We start from the raw sequence: 20,503 nt of genomic DNA on the forward strand, positions 1-20,503 counted from the left end.
GGATCAGCTGATACGGGCGATCAGGTCGCGCGCTTCCTGTTGCTGGGTTTCGCTGCCTTCGGTCAGCACCTCGTCGAGGATGTCGCGAGCACCTTCGGTGTCGCCCATGTCGATGTAGGCACGTGCCAGGTCGAGCTTGGTGGAGGTTTCGTCGGTGCCCGAGAGGAAATCGAAGTCGTCGTCCCCTTCCAGGTCCGCAGCAGGTGCCGCGACTTCAGGAGCCGGAGCCGGGATGGGCGCCTCTTCGGCCGGCTGGTCGAGGCTCTCGGCGAGCTGGTCCAGTTCGGCGGTGACTTCGTCCAGCTTGGCGGCGAAGCTGTCTGCCTGCGGCTCGACGTGCGCCGGCTCTTCGGGCATGGACAGGTCGAAGTCGGAAGGCAGGTCGAAGTCACTGGTTTCGAGCTTGGCGGGCTCGGCGGCCGGCAGGTCGTCGTCCAGGCTCAGCAGGAAGTCGTCTTCCGCAGCAGCCGAGGGCTTGGCGCCTTCGTCCAGGTCCAGGCTGAAATCGGCCAGGTCGTCACCCAGAGAAAGGTTGTCCTCGGCAAGGGGCTTGCTGTCGAGATCCAGGTCGAAACCGAGGTCGTCGTCAGCGGCGGCGGGGCTGGAAGCCGGCAGGTCGAGGTTCAGATCGGCATCCAGATCCAGGTCGTCGAGGCTGGGCAGGGGCTCTTCGACCGGGGCACGGGCGGCCGGCGTGGCATCCAGTTCGTCGTCGAGGCTGAGGTCGAAGGCATCGTCCAGATCCTGCGGCTTCTGGGCCGGAGCAGCCGGCTCGTCCAGGGTCAGGTCGTCGAGGCTGAAGCTGTCCAGGTCGTCTGCAACCGAGGCAGCGGCAAAGCCGGCACCCGCGGCCGCCACGGCGGCCATGGCCGGGTAGCGGGACTTGAGCAGGTCCACGTCAGCCTGGGCACCACCGATTTCACGCAGCTCGCCTTCCTGACGGGCGAAACCGTCGCGATCACCGAGTTCGGCGTAGACCTCCATCAGCTTCAGGCGCAGGTCCGCGCGATGCGGCTCGTCGTTGATGGCGTTCTGCAGCAGCTCAGCAGCCTGGTTGAAACGGCCGTAGGCAATATAGATGTCGGCTTCGCTGAGGGCGTCGCCAGTCTGGGCGGTGACACGCTCCTCGGACGCGCCCTGGGCTGCGGCCGCTGGGGCGGCAGCCGGCTCGACGTCGAAACCGGAGAAGGCGTTGTCCTGCAGGTCGAGATCGCTGTCCGCATTCGCATCGCCATCCTGGTGGGCCAGGCTGTTCTGCAGCTCGGCTTCCTTCATGGCGTTACGACGGGAAAGGATCATCAGTACCACCAGCAGCACCAGCAGCGCGCTGCCGCCAATGATGCCCAGCAACAGGGTGTTGCCCATCAGCTCGTCGATGAAGCTCGGCTGCTCGGCCTCGACCGGGGGAACCGGCGCGGGAGCCGGGGCCGGGGTCGGCTGGGCAGCGGGCTTCTCAACGGCTTCAGCCGGCTCTGTGGCCGGCTGCTGGTTCTGGGTCTGGCTGGCCGCATCGGGTGCGGCCGGCTCCTGGTTGTAGTTGTAGTCCGGCGCGGCGCCGGCCGGCGGAGTCGCCGGGGCGCCCGCCTCGGCGGGCGCCTGGGTCTGCGGTGCAGGTGCGGGCTGCTCGACGGCAGGTGCCGGCGGTGTGGCGGAAGCCGGTGCTGCCGGAGCGGCGGCCTCGGGCTTCTTGGACAGATCGCCCTGCATCTTGGCGAGTTGATCGTCCTTGAGCTGGATCAGGCGCTGCAGCTTGTCGAGCTGGCTCTGCAGATCCGTCATCCGGCTCTTCAGTTCTGCGTTCTCGCGGCGGGTGGTGTCCAGGCTTTCCTGGGTGACCGCCAGCTTCTCGGCCAGGGCCTTGGCGTTACCGTTGGCGGCACCCTTCTCGCTGCCGGCGGTTGCCTTGCCACTCTCGGCGGAAACCAGACGCAGGCTGTCCTTGCTCTCGGCCTTGGCCGGGGCGGCACCTGCGGTGGAGCGCTTGGTGGCATCCAGCTGGCGCTGACCAGCGGTATCGGCCACGGCACCGCCGCTGCGCCAGGCAGCATTCTGGGCGGCGACCTGGGCAATGGCCTCGGACTGGGAGCGGCTGGCGATCTGCTGCTCGGTCGGCATGCGCAGGACCTGGCCGCTCTTCAGACGGTTGATGTTGCCGCCCACGAAGGCATCGGGGTTCAGGTCCTGAATGGCCAGCATGGCCTGGTGAACGCTGCCGCTGGCGCGGTTGCGCTGAGCGATGTCCCACAGGGTGTCCTTGCCGGTGGTGCGGTAATCGCCGCCACCTGCAACCTTGCTGGCACTGGCAGCCGGGGAGGCGGACGGAGCCGAAGCGACCGGTGCAGCAGCGCGCGGTGCGGCCGGGCGAGCCTGCTGGGCCGGCGCGGTGGCAGCCAGAGCAGGAGCGACAGCAGCGGTTTCAGGCGAATAGGCCGGCGGATCGAGCAGCAGGGTGTACTCGCGCAGCAGTCGGCCGTTGGGCCACAGCACCTCAACCAGGAAGTTGAGGTAGGGCTCGCGCACCGGCTTGCTGGAGGTCACGCGCACCACGCTCTTGCCGTTGGGCTTGAGCACGGGGGTGAACTTGAGATCCGTGAGGAAATACTGGCGATCAACGCCCGCCTTGCCGAACTCTTCGGCGGAAGCGAGGCTGGGAACGACTTCACTGGACGACAGATCGCGGACGTCGAGCAACTCGATCTCAGCATCCAGCGGCTGGTTCAATGCAGACTTGAGAGTGACTTCACCAAGCCCAAGGGCATGTGCCATGCCGGAAGACAGAGCCGAAGCTGCCGCAATTGCCAGTACCAGTTTGCGAACCCGAACCATAGCGTAATCCCTTGTTTTATCTTTTCTTCTCGCTCGAACGAGAGGGTAATTGATCGCCGCCACAACGCGCGCTTTGCGCTTCCCCGCCAGCGATCAACCAGATCAGTATTGTCAAGCTAGAAAAGTACTTCAAATTTTCAGGTAAGTATCTTTTACAGATAGTGTTTTATCAACAACTCGCCAGACTGTATGGCATTGAGCGCAGCGCCTTTTCGCACATTATCTGACGCAATCCACAAATTGAGTTGACGTGGATCTTCGAGGCCCTTTCTCACGCGGCCGACGTAGATCACATCCTGCCCAACAGCGTCACCTACTGCCGTGGGATAGTCCCCCAGCTCGACGCACTCCAGTGCATCGGCCTCTTCCAGTGCAGCGTTGACTGCACCGAGATCCACGTCCTTGGCGGACTGGATGCAGACACTCAGGCTGTCGCCGAAGAACACCGGCGCCAGGACGCAGGTCGCCGCGACGTCCAGCCCCGGCGAAGCCAATACCTCCTTCAATTCCCGTGCCAGGCGCCGTTCAAGCTGAGCATGGCCTTCCTCGTCCACCGCGTCGGGTTGCGCGAGGATGTTGAAGGCCACCTGCCGGTCGAAGAAGCGCGGCTCCAGCGGGCGCGCATTGAGCAATTCGGCCGTCTGGCGGGCCAGTTCATTCACACCCTCACGCCCCCGGCTGGATACCGAAAGACAGGCCGTCACGCAGATGCGCTCAGGCGTCAGGACTTCCCGCAACGGCGCGAGCACACTGGCAAGCGCGACGGCGGAGGGGCTGGGGCTGATCAGTGCGAACGGGGCCTGGAGCTGTGCCAGGGCCGAGTCGTTGGCCCCTGCAACCAGCGCCACGCCCTGCTCCAGCGCCCCGGACAGGTCGATCACCGAGCAACCGGCCTGCAGCGCACGGGAGGCAAAGCTGCGGGTCACCGCCTCGCCGGCGGCGAAGAAGGCCAGGCGGACACGGGCGAAATCGAATTCGGCGACATCCCGCACGCGCAGGTTCTTGCCGCGAAACGGCACGGAGGCGCCGGCAGACTCGATGCTGGCCAAGAGATGCAAGGTGGATACGGGGAACTCGCGCTCCTCAAGGAGCTGGACGAGGGTTTCGCCGACGGTGCCGGTGGCGCCGATCACGGCGATTTCAAGGGACGGGCTCATGGTCATTGCCTATGGCGAAACGGGGAGCGGCACTTTAACCGTCACCCCGTATGCAGGCAATCGGACCGATTGGCGCGGGCGAGCCCCGCCCGCGCCAGGCTCGATCAACGCTCCAACAGGATGCGCAGCATCCGGCGCAGCGGCTCGGCGGCGCCCCAGAGCAGTTGGTCACCCACGGTGAAGGCGCCCAGGTACTGCGAACCCATGTTCAGCTTGCGCAGGCGGCCGACCGGAACCGACAGGGTGCCGGTCACGGCAGTCGGGGTCAGCTCACGCATGCTGATCTCACGATGGTTCGGCACCAGCTTGACCCAGGGGTTGTGCTGGCTGATCAGCCCTTCGATATCGGCGATCGGCACGTCCTTGTTCAGCTTGATGGTCAGCGCCTGGCTGTGGCAGCGCATGGAGCCGATGCGCACGCAGATGCCGTCTACCGGGATGGGGCTCTTGAAGCGGCCGAGGATCTTGTTGGTCTCGGCCTGGCCTTTCCATTCCTCGCGGCTCTGGCCGTTGGGCAGTTCCTTGTCGATCCAGGGGATCAGGCTGCCGGCCAGCGGTACGCCGAAGTTCTCGGTGGGGAAGGCTTCGCCGCGCATGGTCTCGGCGACCTTGCGGTCGATGTCGAGGATGGCGCTTGCGGGGTTGGCCAGGTCATCGGCGACGGCCGCGTGGGTGGCGCCCATCTGCTTGATCAGCTCACGCATGTTCTGCGCGCCGGCGCCCGAGGCCGCCTGGTAGGTCATGGCGCTCATCCACTCCACCAGGCCGGCTTCGAACAAGCCGCCCAGGGCCATCAGCATCAGGCTGACGGTGCAGTTGCCGCCAATGTAGTTCTTGGTGCCGGCATCCAGGGAATGATCGATGACCTTGCGGTTGACCGGATCGAGGACGATGACCGCGTCATCCTGCATGCGCAGGCTGGAGGCGGCGTCGATCCAGTAGCCGTTCCAACCCGCTTCGCGCAGCTTGGGGAAGACCTCGTTGGTGTAGTCGCCACCCTGGCAGGTCAGGATCACGTCGAGGGTCTTCAGCTCTTCGATGCTGTAGGCATCCTTCAGCGGGGCAATGTCCTTGCCGACCGCCGGGCCCTGCCCACCGACGTTGGAAGTGGTGAAGAACACCGGCTCGATCAGGTCGAAGTCCCGCTCCTCAAGCATCCGCTGCATGAGCACCGAACCCACCATGCCGCGCCAACCGATCAGACCTACACGCTTCATGACAACTGCACCTTTCAGGAAAAAAGTGGGCCGCTGCCGCGCAGCGGGCCCGACAGATTACAGATTACGCAGGGCCTCGACCACTGCATCGCCCATGGCCTGGGTACCGACCTTGGTCGTGCCCGGGGAATAGATGTCACCGGTGCGCAGGCCCTGGTCCAGCACGCGGCTCACGGCCTGTTCGATGGCATCGGCAGCGGCGCCCTGGTTGAAGCTGTAGCGCAGCATCATCGACACCGAGAGGATGGTCGCCAGCGGGTTGGCGATGCCCTGGCCGGCGATGTCCGGTGCGGAGCCGTGACAGGGCTCGTACATGCCCTTGTTGTTGGCGTCCAGGGATGCGGACGGCAGCATGCCGATGGAGCCAGTGAGCATGGAGGCCTCATCGGAAAGGATGTCGCCGAACATGTTGTCGGTGACCATCACGTCGAACTGCTTCGGCGCACGCACCAGTTGCATGGCGGCGTTGTCGACGTACATGTGGCTGAGTTCGACGTCCGGATAGTCCTTGGCCACCTCCTCCACCACCTCGCGCCACAGCTGGCTGGAGGCGAGGACGTTGGCCTTGTCCACCGAGCACAGCTTCTTGCCGCGCACGCGGGCCATGTCGAAGCCGACGCGGGCGATGCGGCGGATCTCGCTCTCGCTGTACGGCAGGGTGTCGTAGGCCTGGCGCTCGCCATTCCCCAGCACGCGCTGCTCGCGGGGCTGGCCGAAATAGATGCCGCCGGTCAGCTCGCGGACGATGAGGATGTCCAGCCCGGCGACCACTTCCGGCTTGAGGCTGGATGCCTCGGCCAGTTGCGGATAAAGGATGGCCGGGCGCAGGTTGGCGAACAGACCCAGTTGCGAGCGGATCTTCAGCAGGCCGCGTTCCGGGCGGATGTCACGCTCGATCTTGTCCCATTTCGGGCCGCCCACGGCGCCCAGCAGCACGGCATCGGCCTTGCGGGCGCGCTCCAGGGTCTCGTCGGCCAGGGGCACACCGTGCTTGTCGATGGCGGCGCCACCGATCACGTCGTGCACCAGCTCAAAGCCCAGTTGGTACTTGTCGTTGGCCACCTCAAGCACCTTGACCGCCTCGGCCATGATCTCCGGACCGATGCCGTCACCGGGGAGAACCAGAATCTGCTTGCTCATGCTTTCCTCATCATTCATCTGTCAGCGCCTTGGCGCCGGGGTGTTCAGTGTTCAGCGCTCGGCCCAGAGCACCAGCACGTCGGTGCTGAAAGAGCCGTCCGCTGCAATCTCGAAATACTCGCGCACCTCGTCGCCCACCGAGCGCTGCAACGCCAGGATGGCCTCGCGGAATACGTCCGGCGTGCGCATGCGCTCGATCCAGGTGGCGAACTCCAGGCGCAGGCGCTGCCGCTTGGAAGCGGTCAGTACCAGCCCGGCCTCGCCGACCAGCCGTGCCCATTCGGAGGGCGAATAATCGCGCACATGGCTGGTGTCGCGCAGCACTTCCACCGTCTGCAGGTGGGTATCCAGCAACGGCAGGCCGGGCGCGACCACATCGATGAAGCACACCGCGCCGCCCGGACGCAGGACCCGACGCACCTCGCGCAGGGCCTGACCGACGTCCCGCCAGTGGTGGGCGGAATAGCGGCTGAAGACATAGTCGAAGACCTGGTCATCGAACGGCAGGCGCTCGGCAGCGCCCTGCTGGGTGCGGATGTTGTCCAGCCCGCGCTCGGCGGCCGTGCGGGCGACCACGTCCAGCATCTGGGTGGACAGGTCGTAGGCCACCACCTCGTCGCAGAACTCGGCGACCTGGAAGCTCACATGACCGGCACCGCAGCCCAGGTCGAGTACCCGGGCCCCAGCGTCAGCCGCCACCGTCTCCCGCAGCAGGACGAACTCCTCGCCCTGGGCGTGAACGGCACTGTTCAGATAGGCGGTGGCCTGGCTGCCGAACTGGCGCTGGACCACATCCTCGTGCTGGCTGGCGGTCATGGTGAGCCTCCTCTGGCTGATCAGCCCTGGAACAACCAGGGCTGGCGCTGGCGATAGCCGGCTTCGAAGGTGCGAATGGCATCGGCGTCCTGCAGGGTCAGGCCGATGTCGTCGAGGCCGTTCAGCAGGCAATGCTTGCGGAAGGCGTCCACCTCGAAGGCATAGGACTTGCCATCCGGACGGGTCACGGTCTGGGCCGCCAGGTCGACGGTCAGTTGGTAGCCCTCGGTGGCCTCGCACTGCTCGAACAGCTCATCCATCTCTTCATCCTTCAGCACGATCGGCAGCAGGCCGTTCTTGAAGCTGTTGTTGAAGAAGATGTCGGCGAAGCTCGGCGCGATGACCGCGCGGAAGCCGTACTCATCCAGCGCCCAGGGGGCGTGCTCGCGGGAGGAGCCGCAGCCGAAGTTCTCGCGGGCCAGCAACACGCTGGCGCCCTGGTAGCGCGGGAAGTTGAGCACGAAGTCCTTGTTCACCGGGCGCTTGGAGTTGTCCTGGTTGGGCTGGCCCACGTCCAGGTAGCGCCACTCGTCGAACAGGTTGGGGCCGAAGCCGGTGCGCTTGATCGACTTGAGGAATTGCTTGGGGATGATCTGGTCGGTGTCGACGTTGGCGCGATCGAGCGGGCAGACCAAGCCGGTGTGTTGGGTAAAGGCTTTCATGACTCTGCTCCTCAGGCCTGCATCAATTCACGAACGTCGATGAAATGGCCGGTCACCGCCGCGGCGGCGGCCATGGCCGGGCTCACCAGGTGGGTACGGCCGCCCGCTCCCTGGCGCCCTTCGAAGTTGCGGTTGGAGGTGGAGGCGCAATGCTCGCCACTTTCCAGCCGGTCCGGGTTCATCGCCAGGCACATGGAGCAGCCCGGCTCACGCCATTCGAAGCCAGCCTCGATGAAGATCTTGTCCAGCCCTTCCTGCTCGGCCTGGGCCTTGACCAGACCGGAGCCCGGCACCACCAGCGCCTGCTTGACGGTGGCGGCGACCTTGCGGCCCTTGGCGACGGCGGCGGCGGCACGCAGGTCTTCGATCCGCGAATTGGTGCAGGAACCGATGAACACGCGATCCAGGCGGATATCGGTGATCGCCTGGTTGGCGTTCAGGCCCATGTACTTGAGCGCGCGGACGATGGAATCGCGCTTGACCGGATCGACTTCGACGGCCGGGTCCGGCACGTTCTGGTCGACGGCCAGGACCATTTCCGGCGAGGTGCCCCAGCTGACCTGGGGCTTGATGTCCTCGGCACGCAGCTCGACCACGGTGTCGAAGTGGGCGTCGGCATCGGACACCAGGTCCTTCCAGGCAGCCACGGCCTTGTCCCAGTCAGCACCCTTCGGCGCAAAGGGGCGACCTTCGACGTAGGCAACGGTCTTCTCGTCCACCGCCACCATGCCGACGCGGGCACCGGCTTCGATGGCCATGTTGCAGAGGGTCATGCGGCCTTCCATGGACAGGTCGCGGATCGCGCTGCCGGCGAACTCCAGCGCATGGCCGTTGCCACCGGCGGTGCCGATCTTGCCGATCACGGCGAGGACGATGTCCTTGGCCGTCACGCCGAAGGGCAGCTGGCCCTCCACGCGGACCTGCATGTTCTTCATCTTCTTGGCCACCAGGCACTGGGTGGCGAGCACATGCTCCACCTCGGAGGTGCCGATGCCGTGGGCCAGGGCACCGAACGCACCGTGGGTGGAGGTGTGGGAGTCGCCGCAGACCACGGTCATGCCCGGCAGGGTGGCGCCCTGCTCCGGCCCGACCACGTGGACGATGCCCTGGCGAACGTCGTTCATCTTGAATTCGAGGATGCCGAAGTCATCGCAGTTCTCGTCCAGGGTCTTGACCTGGATGCGCGACACCTCGTCGGCGATGGCCTCGAGGCCACCCTTGCGCTCGGCGGTGGTGGTGGGGACGTTGTGGTCCGGGGTGGCGATGTTGGCATCGATGCGCCACGGCTTGCGACCGGCCAGGCGCAGGCCTTCGAAGGCCTGGGGCGAGGTCACCTCGTGGAGGATGTGACGGTCGATGTAGATGAGCGACGAACCATCGTCGCGGCGCTTCACCTCATGCATTTCCCAGAGCTTGTCGTAGAGCGTCTTGCCAGCCATCGGACTTTCCTCATCGGCGTGTTTCTATGCGGGGGCTCTGCAAAGGCCCCTTGGCTCGTGTGGGGATGCTAGGGGCTTGCATTGAATAACTCAAATTCATATTTTTTATCCGAATGATTCCTCACAGGAATCCATGACCCGGTAGCCGACAGGCACCGGAACACGCCCGCGATGCATCCGCCATCGCCGCCAGGAGCCGATACCGATGGACCTCGCCAGCCTCAACGCCTTTATCGCCATCGCCGAGACCGGCAGCTTCTCCGAAGCCGGCGAACGCCTGCACCTCACCCAGCCGGCGGTGAGCAAGCGCATCGCCTCGCTGGAGCAGCAGCTGAACGTCCGCCTGTTCGACCGCCTGGGCCGCGAGGTGGGGCTGACGGAAGCCGGGCGCGCCCTCCTCCCCCGCGCCTACCAGATCCTCAACGTGCTGGACGACACCCGCCGCGCGCTGAGCAACCTGTCCGGCGACATCAGCGGTCGGCTCACCCTGGCCACCAGTCACCACATCGGCCTGCATCGGCTGCCGCCGCTGCTGCGCGCCTTCACCCGCGCCTACCCGCAGGTGGCGCTGGACATCCAGTTCCTCGACTCCGAGGTGGCCTACGAGGAGATCCTCCACGGCCGCGCCGAGCTGGCGGTCATCACCCTGGCTCCGGAGACCGCCGACCCGGTCCAGGCCGTGCCGGTGTGGGACGACGCCCTCGACTTCGTCGCCGCGCCCGAACACCCGCTGGCCCGCGACAAGACCATCTTCCTCGCCGACGTCGCCAAGCACCCGGCGGTGTTCCCCGGCGGCAACACCTTCACCCACCACATCGTCCGCCGCCTGTTCGAGGCGGAAGGCCTGACGCCGAACATCGCCATGAGCACCAACTACCTGGAGACCATCAAGATGATGGTGTCCATCGGCCTGGCCTGGAGCGTGCTGCCACGCACCATGCTCGACGAGCAGGTGGTGCGCCTGCCGCTGCAGGACATCCAGTTGAGCCGCCAGCTCGGCTACATCTTCCATACCGACCGCACCCTCTCCAACGCCGCCCGGGCCTTCATGGTCCTGCTGGATGGGCAGCGCGACCCGCTTGCCTGATCCGGGGGGCTGGGGCTAACGTGAACGCCATAACGATAAGAAAAGGCCTTCCCATGCCTGCCTCGGTTCCAGGCCTCAACCGCGCCAATTCGTACCCTCCTGACAGACCCAGGCGCCATGACCCAATCTTCCGATAGCCCCCCGCTGCCCTTCATTCCAGCCCTGGACCCGGTCGAGTTCGAACAGAGCTGGCAGGACGCCCCGCGACTGATCGCCGCGCTCAACGGCGCACGGCTGGGGGCGTGGGACTGGGACCTGGCCAGCGGCCGGGTCAACTGGTCACGGGGTGCCCAGGCATTGTTCGGCTTCGATCCGCGGGTACCGCTGGCGCAGCGGGTCGACTACATGGAGCTGATCCCGGAGGACGACCGCGAACGGATCATCGGGCTGTTCAGGCTGGTACTGGAGAACCGCCCCATCTCCCACGCCTACCGGCACCGCATCCGCTGGCCGGACGGCAGCCTGCACTGGCTGGAGATCAGCGGCAGCCTGCAGCAGGACGACGATGGCCGTCGCCATGTCATCGGCGTGATCCGCGACGTCACCGCCCAGCAGGAGCGCGACGAGGCCCTGGCCAGCTCGCAACGGCGTTTCTCCACCCTGTTCCAGCTCAGCCCGGACGTGGTGATGCTGGTGCGCGTGAAGGACGGCCGGATCACCGAGGCCAACCAGCACTTCGAAACGCTGTTCGGCTGGCCCTCCTGCGAGGTGATCGGGCGCAACGCACTGGAGTTGGGCCTCTGGGTCGACACCCGCCAGCGCGAGCACCTCTATCGCATCGGCCCCGGCTCCAGCGAGCCCGTGGTGCAGGAAGTGCAACTGCGCACCCGTGACGGCCGCCTGCTGGATGGCGTGCTGTCCACCCAGTACGTGGAGCTGGACGGCGAGGCCTTCTTCATCAGCACCTTCCTCGACACCACCGAGCGTCGGCAGGCCGAAGCCGCCCTGCGCACCAGCGAGGAAAAGTTCGCCAAGGCCTTTCACAGCTCACCGGATGCCATCGTCATCACCGAGCGCGAGAGCGGGCTGTTCATTGAGGCCAACCCCAGCTTCGCCCGGCAGTTCGGCTGGACCAACGCCGAGACCATCGGCCACACCTCCACCGAGCTGGGCCTGTGGATCGACCCCGCGCAGCGCCGGCAGATGCTCCTCGGCCAGGACGACAACGGCCGGCTGATGGGCGTGGAAGTGGAACTCCGCCACCGCGACGGCACCACCAGCACCAACCTGATCTACGGCGACCAGATCCAGTTGCAGGGGCGCGACTGCCTGGTCCTCACCGTGCGCGACATCACCGCCGTACGCGCCCAGGAGCGTGCCCTGCGTGACAGCCAGGAACGCCTGGCGCTGGCGCTGGAGTCAGCCGACCTGGGCACCTGGGACTGGCACATCCCCAGCGGGCGGCTGTATGGCTCGGCACGGGCCTCGGCCCTCCACGGGCTGGCACCGGAACCCTTCGACGGCGACTTCCACCTGTTCTTCGCCAGCGTTCCCGCCGAGGACCGCCGGACGATGCGCAAGGCCTACCAGGAGCTGCAGGACGGCCAGCAGACGCGCTACCAGCTGATCTACCGCTCGCGCTTCGCCAATGGCGAGGTGCATTACCTGGAGAGCACCGCCAAGCTCTACCGCGATGCCAACGGCGCACCACTGCGCATGGCGGGCACCCTCATGGACATCACCGAGCGCGTGCGCCGCGAGCAGCGCCTGGCTGCCTCGGAGGAAAAGTTCTCCACCCTGTTCCAGGCCAGCCCGGACCCGATCTGCGTCACCCGCCTGCGTGACGGCGCCTTCATCGAGATCAACCCCAGCTTCACCGACGTGTTCGGCTGGAAACCGGAAGAGATCGTCGGCCGTTGCGCCCCCGAGATCCGCTTCTGGGCCAACCTGGAACAGCGCGAGCAACTCTCCGCCCAACTGATGCGGGACAAGGGCCTGGACAACGTCGAGGTGCACTACCTGAAGCACTCCGGCGAGCCGATCACCTGCGTGGTCTCCAGCCGCTTCATCCGCGTCGAACGGCAGCTGTGCATCACCACCACCTTCCGCGACGTGACCGAGCGCAAGCAGGCGGAAGCCGCGCTCAAGGCCAGCCAGGAGAAGTTCGCCAAGGCGTTCCACAGCTCGCCGGACGCCATCACCATCACCGAGCTGGAAAGCGGCCGCTACATCGAGGTCAACGAAGGCTTCTGCCGCCTCACCGGCTACAGCGCCGAGGAGGTGATCGGCCGTACCGCCGGCGAAATGCAGATCTGGTCGGACCCGGCCGAGCGCCGGCGGCTGCTGGAAGTGCTGGACCGCGACGGCCGCGCGCTGCACCTGGAAATGGTCGGCCGCCACCGCGACGGGCACACCAAGACGGTGGAAGTGTCGGTGGAGCGTATCGAGCTGGACGGCAAGGCCTGCCTGCTGCTCACCGCGCGGGACATCAGCGCCCTGAAGGACGCTCAAGAGCAGATCCACCACCTGGCCTACCACGACCCGCTGACCAACCTGCCCAACCGCGCCCTGCTGATGGACCGCCTCACCCAGCAGATCGCCCTGCTCAAGCGGCACGATCTGCGCGGCGCCCTGCTCTTCCTCGACCTGGACCACTTCAAGCACATCAACGATTCCCTCGGCCACCCGGTGGGCGACGCCGTGCTGAAGATGGTCACTGCACGCCTCGAAGCCAGCGTGCGCCTGGAGGACACCGTAGCCCGCCTGGGCGGCGATGAGTTCGTGGTGCTGCTCAGTGGCCTGGAGGGCAAGCGCTCGGAAGTGACCCGCCAGGTCCGCCAGATCGCCGACAAGCTGCGCAAGCTGCTGGCCGAGCCGATGCTGCTGGACGGCCACCACCTGCAGGTGACGCCGAGCATCGGTATTGCGCTGATCCCGGACCACGGCCAGACCCCGGCCGACCTGCTCAAGCGCGCCGACATCGCGCTGTACCGGGCCAAGGACTCCGGGCGCAACGCCATCCAGCTGTTCCGCTCCACCATGCAGGAAGCGGCCAGCGAGCGACTGCGCCTGGAGAACGACCTGCGCCTGGCGCTCGCCCGCAGCGAGTTCGAGTTGCACTACCAGCCCCAGGTGGACGCCCGCAGCAACCGCATCGTCGGCGCCGAAGCGCTGCTGCGCTGGGTACACCCGACCCTCGGGCCGCAGTCACCGGGTCAGTTCATCCAGGTGCTGGAGGAGAGCGGGCAGATCCTCGAAGTCGGCAGCTGGGTACTGGAGGAAGCCTGTCGCAACTGCGCCACGCTGATCGCCGATGGCCTGATCGACCCGAGCGACTTCAGCCTGTGCGTCAACATCAGCCCGAGGCAGTTCCGCCAGAACGATTTCGTCGAGCGCATCGAGAAGAGCCTGAGCAACAGCCACCTGCCCCGCCGCCTCCTCAAGCTGGAAGTGACCGAGGGCATCGTGATCCAGAACATCGACGACACCATCGGCAAGATGCGCCGGCTGAAGAAGCTCGGCGTGAGCTTCGCCATGGACGACTTCGGCACGGGGTATTCGTCCCTCACCTACCTCAAGCGCCTGCCGGTGGACGTGCTGAAGATCGACCAGTCCTTCGTCCGCGACGCCACCAACGACCCCAATGACGCCGAGATTATCCGCGCCATCGTTGCCATGGCACGCAGCCTCGGCCTGGGCATGGTGGCCGAAGGCGTGGAGCAGCCCGAGCAGCTGGAGTTTCTCGAGCAGCAGGGCTGCCACCTCTATCAGGGCTACCTGTTCAGCCGCCCCCTGCCCTTCTCCGCCTTTCGCACGCTGCTCAAACCGGCGACGGCCGCCAACGCCTGATTCCCGGACAAGAAAAAGGGCGCCACTCGGGCGCCCTTGTTTCACATGGCCAGGAGTCGATCAGTGCTCCAGCATGGCCGGCCCGCCATTGCCACCGATGGGAATGCGCTTGGGCTTGGCCTCTTCCGGCACGACACGCACCAGGTCGATGTTGAGCAGGCCGTTCTGCAGCGACGCACCCTTCACCTCGATGTGGTCGGCCAGGCGGAACGACAGCTTGAAGGCGCGCTGGGCGATGCCCTGGTGCAGGTAGGTCACGCTGCTCTCGGGGCCCTTGTCGCGCTTGCCACCGCTGACGGTCAGCACGCCACGCTCGACCTGCAGTTCGAGGTCGTCTTCCTGAAAGCCGGCGGCCGCGACCACGATGCGGTACTGGTCATCGCCATGCTTCTCGACGTTGTAGGGCGGGTAGCTGCTGCCCCCTTCGTTGCGCAGGGCCGACTCGAACAGGTCGTTGAAGCGGTCGAAACCCACGGAATGGCGGAACAGGGGGGCCAGGGAAAATGCAGTGCTCATAGTGTTCTCCTGAATAGATCAGCAAGGGTTCTACGGGTGCGGGACCCGACTTCGGCATCCCGCAGTACCCTAGATAGGGACAGGCCGAAACTTTTCAAGGGGGCAAATCATGCGCAAGGTCATGCTCGTCACGGGAGCCAGTCGTGGCATCGGTGCTGCCACGGCACATCTCGCCGCGCAACGCGGCTACGCCGTGGGCATCAACTACCGGGAGCGGCGCGAAGAAGCCGAAGCGCTGGTCAATGCCATATGCGCGGCGGGCGGCAAAGCGTTGGCGATCCAGGCCGACGTGGGCGTCGAAGAACAGGTCGAGCAGATGTTCCAGCGCCTGGACGAGGCGTTCGGCCGGCTGGACGTGCTGGTGAACAACGCCGGCATGCTGGAGCGGCAGATGCGCCTGGAGGCGATGGACGCAGCCCGCTTCGAGCGCGTCCTGCGGGCCAACGTGATAGGCAGCTTCCTGTGTGCGAAGCAGGCCATCCGCCGCCTGTCGACCCGGCACGGCGGCACCGGTGGCGCCATCGTCAACCTGTCCTCGGTGGCAGCCCGTATCGGCGCTCCCGATGAATACATCGACTATGCCGCCGCCAAGGGTGCCATCGACTCCATGACCCTGGGCATGGCGAAGGAACTGGCCGGCGAGGGCATCCGGGTCAACGCGGTTCGCCCGGGGGTGATCCACACCGACATCCATGCCAGCGGCGGCGAGCCCGACCGGATCGAACGGGTGCGCCACAGCGTGCCGATGAAGCGCGGGGGCGAAGCGGAGGAAATTGCAGCGGCCATCCTGTGGCTGGCCAGCGACGAGGCGTCCTACACCACCGGCGCCATTCTGGACGTTTCGGGCGGCCGCTGAATCGCGAGCAGATCGCAGCCCAGCAGGCTGTCGATGCGCAGGCAGTCATGCTCCCGGCGGATCTCGGCGAACAGCGCCACCGCCTCGGGGTAGGTCCGGGTCAGCATGCCCACCCATTGTTTGAGACGGCCGGGGGCGTAGCGCGGCGCGAGCTTGTGCCGGGCCTGGCGCCAGAAGTCCTGCAGCAGCGGGAAGAACGCTTCCCAGCTCATCTCCTCCGGCTCGCGACCATCGCGCACGGCTGCGATCTGCCGGGCCAGCGAGGGCCGCGAAACCAGGCCGCGACCAAGCATGATGTCCTCCACCCCGCTCACCTCCCGGCAACGTCGCCAGTCGTCCAGGGTCCACACCTCGCCGTTGGCGAACACCGGCACGTGCACCACGTCCTGCACCCGCGCGACCCACTCCCAGTGGGCAGGCGGCTTGTAACCCTCCACCTTGGTACGGGCGTGGACCACGATCTGCTGGGCACCGCCGTCGGCCAGCGCGCGGGCACAGTCGAGAGCGACCTCGGGGCTGTCGTAACCCAGGCGCATCTTCGCCGTCACCGGAATGGCCGCCGGTACCGCGCGCCGCACCTCGGAAACGATGGCATGTAGCAGCTCGGGCTCCTTGAGCAGGACGGCACCACCCCGGGACTTGTTCACCGTCTTGGCCGGGCAACCGAAGTTCAGGTCGATGACCGGCGCTCCGAGCTCGCAGGCAAAGGCAGCGTTCTCGCCCAGGCACACCGGGTCCGAGCCGAGGAACTGCACCCGCATGGGCGTGCCTGCACGGGTACGTGCACCGTCGGCCAGCTCAGGCGCCAGCTTCTGGTAGGTGGTAGCGGGCAACAAGCGGTCGCACACGCGGATGAACTCGGTGACGCACCAGTCGATGCCGCCCACGCGGGTGAGGACGTCACGCAGGATTTCGTCGACCAGGCCTTCCATGGGTGCCAAGGCGATTTGCATAGGAGCTGAAGGGGTGTGTTGAGGGGCGCGTAGTGTAATGGGCGGCCCCGAGGGTTAGAACCCTTGAATGGGCGGGAGCCGAAGCCGCTCGTCCGTGGTCCAAACCGCAGGACCAGAACCGCGAGCCGCCTTATGAAAGCATCCTGCCTAGCCCTCGCCTGCTGCCTGACCGCGGCCGCCACCAGCTTTGCGGACGCGCTGCTGCCTGCGCTGGACGCTCTGGCCGAACTGGAAGTCCGCCGGGACGAAAACGCCGCGAACGCCTGCGACATCAACCTCTACCTGCGGGATGAGGCCGTGGCGCAGCTCGCGCCGGGACAGGCGGTGGTACTGGAGGTACCGGCAGGCGAGCAGGTGCTGGCCTTGCGGCAAACGCCTTCGGGTTACTGCAGCGCCGGCCCGGTTGGGCGGCCGCAATCGATCCTCCTGCAACCGGGGGAGCACCGCAGCCTGCGCATCATGCAAAGCCCGACGGAGCTGTACCTGGCGCCCGCCCTGGAATGAGTTCAATCGGCCGGCAGCAGCGCCCGGCCGTAACCCTCTACGAACTCGACGGGCATGCGCTTGGGCCGACCGGTCGATAGCTCGATGCAGACGAAGGTGGTGCGCGCACGCAGGAGCGTCGCGCCATCTTCGGGGCGGATCAGCTGGAAGCAGCGGTCCATCTTCAGGCGCTGGTCCGATTCGACGATCCAGGTGCCCATCTGCAGCGCCTGCCCTTCATAGGCGGCGGCCAGGTAGTCGATCTCGTGGCGCACCACCGCCATGGCGCGGTCGAGGCGACGGTATTCGGCCAGGTCCAGGCCCAGGCTCTGGGAGTGGCGCCAGGCACAGCGTTCCAGCCAGCTGACATAGACGGCGTTGTTGGCGTGGCCGAGGCCGTCGATGTCATCGGCCGCCACGACCAGGTCGATCACGAATGGATGGGGTCGGTCCCAGTTCATCAGCCGTGCTCCGCCTTGTGCACCAGCTCCCGGGCCTCTCGCGCCAGCTGGGTGATCTGGTCCCAGGCGCGGGCGCGGATCAGGCTCGACGGCGCGATCCAGGTGCCGCCCACGCACGCGACGTTGGGCAGTTGCAGAAAACTCAGCAGGTTGTCCGGCGTGACGCCGCCGGTGGGGCAGAAGCGGATGCCGGTGAAGGGCCCCTTCAGGCTCTTGAGCATCTTCACGCTGGCATTGCCGTTGGCGGGGAACAGCTTCAGCGAGCGGTAGCCGTACTCCAGCGCCAGCAGCACCTCGGAGGGTGTCATGACACCGGGCAGGTAAGGCAGGCCGGAGTCCTCGGCAGCGGCGGCCAGGCGCTCGGTGCAGCCCGGGCTTACGGCAAAATGCGCACCGGCATCACGAACCTCCAGGAACTGCTCGGTGTGAATCAGCGTGCCCGCTCCCACCAGCAGGTCCGGGAACTCCTTGCGGATCGCCGCGACCGCGTCCAGCGCACGCGGCGTACGCAAGGTCACCTCCAGCACCTCGACCCCACCGGCACTCAGCGCACCGGCCAGGTCCAGCGCCAGGGCGGTGTCTTCGATCACCAGCACCGGCAAGACGGGGCGCGCCCTGCGCAACACCACATCCATCGTCAGACTCATTTGCCTCTATCCCCTCAATGCAGATGCCACGGCCCACCGGGCCGGCCATTCCAGATGTCGACCGACACCGGGCCGACGTGTTCCTTGGAAGCGAACAGCACTCAGCCGGTCACGGCGGCCGCCAATGGGCTGCCATCTTCCTGCACGAGCAGGCCGCCGCCAAGGGCCAGCCGGCCAAAGGCACGAGGGAAGGGAGGAATTTTTTCAGGCCCAAAAACAAAAGGGCCACTCCATGACGGAATGACCCTTGAAACCCCGCAGAGCGGGAAAAGTGGCGTCCCCTAGGGGACTCGAACCCCTGTTACCGCCGTGAAAGGGCGGTGTCCTAGGCCACTAGACGAAGGGGACAGTAACCTTCGAAAAGCAAGGCCAGCTAAGCGCTGGCCTTGGATTTGATGCTCGACGCATCAGATTTGGTGGAGCTAGACGGGATCGAACCGTCGACCTCTTGCATGCCATGCAAGCGCTCTCCCAGCTGAGCTATAGCCCCGAAAACCGCTTCGGTGCGCGATCTGCCTGGCGGCAATCGCTGCTGGAAAGTGGCGTCCCCTAGGGGACTCGAACCCCTGTTACCGCCGTGAAAGGGCGGTGTCCTAGGCCACTAGACGAAGGGGACTTAACCTTCGCGAACATGAAGCGTGCGCTTCACATTCCGGTAAATTGGTGGAGCTAGACGGGATCGAACCGTCGACCTCTTGCATGCCATGCAAGCGCTCTCCCAGCTGAGCTATAGCCCCAAAGTACCGCTGGATCACTTCGCTACGTTCAGTTCGTCGCGAAGACGGGGCGCATATTAAGGGCGACCCTGGAGGTCGTCAACAAATTTTTTCATCGAAATCRAAAATTTTTCGTCGGCAGAACAAACACTTACCCGCCTCTGCCATTGCCGCCCGGTAAAACCGAAGCCACCACCCTGCCCGCACATACGAAAAGGCCCGCATCAGGCGGGCCTCTTCGGTACTTGATCACTCAGCCTGGAATGGCGTCGCGGATCTTCTCCCACTCCTTGGTTTCCTTCTTAGACGTGCCCCCAAGCAGCTCAAGCGCCTGGCGCAGACGGAAACGGGTGAGATCGGCACCGAGGATCTCCATGGCATCCAGCACCGAGACCGAGCTGGATTGCCCGGTGATGGCCGGGAACATCAGCGGCATGACATCGCGCAGCTTCAGCCCGAGGTGTTCGGCCACAGCCTGGATGCAAGCGGTGATGCGATCCTTCTCCCACTGACGCAGCGATTCCAGCTTCCACAGCACCAGTTGCAGCACCTGACGCACCTGGTCGGGCGCGAGCTTCTTGTGTTCGAACAGCGATGCATCCAGGGGCAGCGCACCGGCGAAGAAGAAGCCGGCCAGCGGGGCGATCTGACTGAAGGTCTCGACCCGCCCCTGTACGTGGGGAGCGATCTTCATCAGGTAGTCGGAATTCAGTGCCCACTTCTGCACCTCAGCCGCGAAGCGCTCCACCGGCAGCTCTCGAATCCACTGGCCGTTGAGCCAGGAGAGTTTCTCCAGGTCGAAGATCGGGCCACCGAGGGAGACGCGCGACAGGTCGAAGTGCTCGATCATTTCCGCCAGGGAGAACTTCTCGCGCTCGTCCGGCATCGACCAGCCCATGCGGCCGAGGTAGTTGAGCATCGCCTCGGGCAGGTAGCCCATGCGCTCATAGAAGGTGATAGAGGTCGGGTTCTTGCGCTTGGAGAGCTTGCTCTTGTCCGGGTTGCGCAGCAGCGGCATGTAGCAGAGCGTGGGCTGCTCCCAGCCGAAATACTCGTAGAGCTTGATCAGCTTGGGCGCCGACGGCAGCCACTCCTCGCCACGGAGCACGTGGGTGATGCCCATCAGGTGGTCATCGACCACGTTGGCCAGGAAGTAGGTGGGCAGGCCATCGGTCTTCATCAGCACCTGCATGTCCATGCGGTCCCACGGGATCTCGACGTCGCCACGGAGCATGTCCGGAACCACGCAGACGCCCTCGGTGGGCATCTTCATGCGGATCACATGGGGCTCGCCCGCAGCGATGCGCTTGGCCGACTCCTCGCGGGGGAGGTGCATGCAGTGGCCGTCGTAGCGCGGGGTTTCCTTGCGCTCGGTCTGCTCGGCACGCAGCTTGTCCAGGCGCTCGGCAGTACAGAAGCAGGGGAAGGCATGGTCCTTGTCCACCAGCTCCTGGGCGTACTTCTTGTAGATCTCGCCGCGCTCGCTCTGGCGGTACGGGCCATGCGGGCCGCCCACATCCGGGCCCTCGTCCCACTCGATGCCCAGCCAGCGCAGGGCGTCGAAGATCTGCTGCTCGGACTCGCGGGTGGAACGCAACTGGTCCGTGTCCTCGATGCGCAGGATGAACTGGCCACCGTGCTGACGGGCGAAGCAGAGATTGAAGAGGGCGATGTAGGCGGTACCGACGTGCGGGTCACCGGTGGGCGACGGCGCGATGCGGGTGCGGACAGTGGTCAT

Annotated in this window: 16 protein-coding genes and 4 tRNA genes; 4 read left to right on the forward strand and 16 right to left on the reverse strand. The window is 65.9% G+C overall.

Annotated features, from left to right (window positions below; translation table 11 throughout):
• Window positions 1-3: 3 nt before the first annotated feature.
• The 7 genes from SZ55_RS16905 to leuC form a co-directional block, all read right to left on the reverse strand.
• The gene (locus tag SZ55_RS16905) at window positions 4-2,826 is read right to left on the reverse strand and encodes a FimV/HubP family polar landmark protein (protein WP_044408657.1); all 2,823 of its coding nucleotides are present in this window, start codon (window positions 2,824-2,826) and stop codon (window positions 4-6) included.
• 152 nt (window positions 2,827-2,978) lie between these two features.
• Entirely contained in the window at window positions 2,979-3,983 is a 1,005-nt protein-coding gene (locus SZ55_RS16910) for an aspartate-semialdehyde dehydrogenase (RefSeq protein ID WP_044408911.1), read from the reverse strand.
• Between the two features lie 104 nt (window positions 3,984-4,087).
• On the reverse strand, window positions 4,088-5,200 hold the full coding sequence (gene asd / locus SZ55_RS16915) for an aspartate-semialdehyde dehydrogenase (RefSeq protein WP_044408660.1): 1,113 nt from the start codon (window positions 5,198-5,200) through the stop codon (window positions 4,088-4,090).
• Window positions 5,201-5,257: 57 nt separating this feature from the next.
• Entirely contained in the window at window positions 5,258-6,340 is a 1,083-nt protein-coding gene (gene leuB, locus SZ55_RS16920) for a 3-isopropylmalate dehydrogenase (protein ID WP_044408913.1), read from the reverse strand.
• A 51-nt stretch (window positions 6,341-6,391) separates the two neighbouring features.
• Complete coding sequence (locus SZ55_RS16925; RefSeq protein WP_044408663.1) at window positions 6,392-7,156, reverse strand: class I SAM-dependent methyltransferase; 765 nt, start codon at window positions 7,154-7,156, stop codon at window positions 6,392-6,394.
• Between the two features lie 20 nt (window positions 7,157-7,176).
• Window positions 7,177-7,818 (reverse strand): 3-isopropylmalate dehydratase small subunit, encoded by a 642-nt coding sequence (gene leuD, locus SZ55_RS16930; RefSeq protein ID WP_044408667.1) that lies wholly within the window; start codon window positions 7,816-7,818, stop codon window positions 7,177-7,179.
• Between the two features lie 11 nt (window positions 7,819-7,829).
• Window positions 7,830-9,257, reverse strand: a complete 1,428-nt coding sequence (gene leuC / locus SZ55_RS16935) for a 3-isopropylmalate dehydratase large subunit (RefSeq protein ID WP_044408670.1) — start codon at window positions 9,255-9,257, stop codon at window positions 7,830-7,832.
• 205 nt (window positions 9,258-9,462) lie between these two features.
• Here leuC and SZ55_RS16940 point away from each other — a divergent pair, with 205 nt between their 5' ends.
• A complete protein-coding gene (locus tag SZ55_RS16940) occupies window positions 9,463-10,344 on the forward strand; it encodes a LysR family transcriptional regulator (protein ID WP_044408673.1) in 882 nt (293 codons plus the stop codon).
• Window positions 10,345-10,461: 117 nt separating this feature from the next.
• Window positions 10,462-14,133 (forward strand): PAS domain S-box protein, encoded by a 3,672-nt coding sequence (locus SZ55_RS16945; RefSeq protein WP_044408676.1) that lies wholly within the window; start codon window positions 10,462-10,464, stop codon window positions 14,131-14,133.
• Between the two features lie 60 nt (window positions 14,134-14,193).
• Here SZ55_RS16945 and SZ55_RS16950 read toward each other — a convergent pair whose 3' ends face one another.
• Window positions 14,194-14,649 (reverse strand): Hsp20 family protein, encoded by a 456-nt coding sequence (locus SZ55_RS16950; RefSeq protein ID WP_044408679.1) that lies wholly within the window; start codon window positions 14,647-14,649, stop codon window positions 14,194-14,196.
• Window positions 14,650-14,758: 109 nt separating this feature from the next.
• Between SZ55_RS16950 and SZ55_RS16955 the strand changes: the two genes are divergently transcribed.
• Entirely contained in the window at window positions 14,759-15,505 is a 747-nt protein-coding gene (locus tag SZ55_RS16955) for an SDR family oxidoreductase (RefSeq protein WP_044408682.1), read from the forward strand.
• On the opposite strand, the gene SZ55_RS16960 is transcribed toward SZ55_RS16955, so the two are convergent.
• The gene (locus tag SZ55_RS16960) at window positions 15,463-16,458 is read right to left on the reverse strand and encodes a tRNA dihydrouridine synthase (RefSeq protein WP_044408685.1); all 996 of its coding nucleotides are present in this window, start codon (window positions 16,456-16,458) and stop codon (window positions 15,463-15,465) included. The genes SZ55_RS16955 and SZ55_RS16960 overlap by 43 nt on opposite strands.
• A gap of 132 nt (window positions 16,459-16,590) precedes the next feature.
• Between SZ55_RS16960 and SZ55_RS16965 the strand changes: the two genes are divergently transcribed.
• A complete protein-coding gene (locus tag SZ55_RS16965) occupies window positions 16,591-16,962 on the forward strand; it encodes a hypothetical protein (protein ID WP_052807621.1) in 372 nt (123 codons plus the stop codon).
• A gap of 2 nt (window positions 16,963-16,964) precedes the next feature.
• Here the strand turns inward: SZ55_RS16965 and SZ55_RS16970 are convergent, their stop codons facing one another.
• The 7 genes from SZ55_RS16970 to gltX all read right to left on the reverse strand — a co-directional run bounded on the left by SZ55_RS16970 (window position 16,965) and on the right by gltX (window position 20,503).
• Window positions 16,965-17,402, reverse strand: a complete 438-nt coding sequence (locus SZ55_RS16970; protein WP_044408688.1) for an acyl-CoA thioesterase — start codon at window positions 17,400-17,402, stop codon at window positions 16,965-16,967.
• On the reverse strand, window positions 17,402-18,049 hold the full coding sequence (locus tag SZ55_RS16975) for a bifunctional 4-hydroxy-2-oxoglutarate aldolase/2-dehydro-3-deoxy-phosphogluconate aldolase (RefSeq protein WP_044408691.1): 648 nt from the start codon (window positions 18,047-18,049) through the stop codon (window positions 17,402-17,404). The genes SZ55_RS16970 and SZ55_RS16975 overlap by 1 nt, the downstream gene beginning before the upstream one ends.
• Before the next feature lie 272 nt (window positions 18,050-18,321).
• Window positions 18,322-18,397: transfer RNA gene (locus SZ55_RS16980), tRNA-Glu, on the reverse strand.
• A gap of 66 nt (window positions 18,398-18,463) precedes the next feature.
• Window positions 18,464-18,539, reverse strand: a tRNA-Ala gene (locus SZ55_RS16985).
• Window positions 18,540-18,589: 50 nt separating this feature from the next.
• A tRNA-Glu gene (locus tag SZ55_RS16990) sits at window positions 18,590-18,665 on the reverse strand.
• 45 nt (window positions 18,666-18,710) lie between these two features.
• Window positions 18,711-18,786: transfer RNA gene (locus tag SZ55_RS16995), tRNA-Ala, on the reverse strand.
• Between the two features lie 232 nt (window positions 18,787-19,018).
• Window positions 19,019-20,503, reverse strand: a complete 1,485-nt coding sequence (gene gltX / locus SZ55_RS17000) for a glutamate--tRNA ligase (RefSeq protein ID WP_044408694.1) — start codon at window positions 20,501-20,503, stop codon at window positions 19,019-19,021.

It is taken from the genome of Pseudomonas sp. FeS53a (assembly GCF_000931385.1).
Lineage (GTDB): Bacteria > Pseudomonadota > Gammaproteobacteria > Pseudomonadales > Pseudomonadaceae > Metapseudomonas > Metapseudomonas otitidis.